Here is a 354-nt window from a genome sequence, read left to right on the forward strand (position 1 = left end):
GCATTGTTTTTATTAAGATTTCCAACAATAGTCATAGCGTCAAAACTTAATTTTGGTTCGGGGGTGTACATAGTATGTCGGTTTAACCGGCTATTAGAGTAGCCGGTTTTAGAAAAATTATCTAAATCCTTATTTTGTAAGTGATTTGAATGATTTTTCTTACTCATAAAAAATCGACTCCTTAATTTGTTTTAAGAAGTCGTCCACCCAAACGTCAAATGTAAATGTTGAAGTATAATCAAATATCGTTTAATATCAAAATATACAAAAACATAAAAACATCGACTGTTTTATATTTTGGCTAGTCGTTCACGTAAACTTTGGTCGGTTTGGGGTGGACGACTTCTTTTTTAT

At 31.4% G+C, this 354-nt stretch carries 1 pseudogene; it reads right to left on the minus strand.

Annotation, left to right across the window (positions count from 1 at the left end):
* A pseudogene (locus CEW93_RS11120) lies at positions 1-167 on the minus strand (replication initiation protein); the annotation flags it as partial.
* Positions 168-354 lie beyond the last annotated feature (187 nt).

This window comes from Moraxella sp. VT-16-12 (assembly GCF_002224245.2).
Classification (GTDB): domain Bacteria; phylum Pseudomonadota; class Gammaproteobacteria; order Pseudomonadales; family Moraxellaceae; genus Moraxella.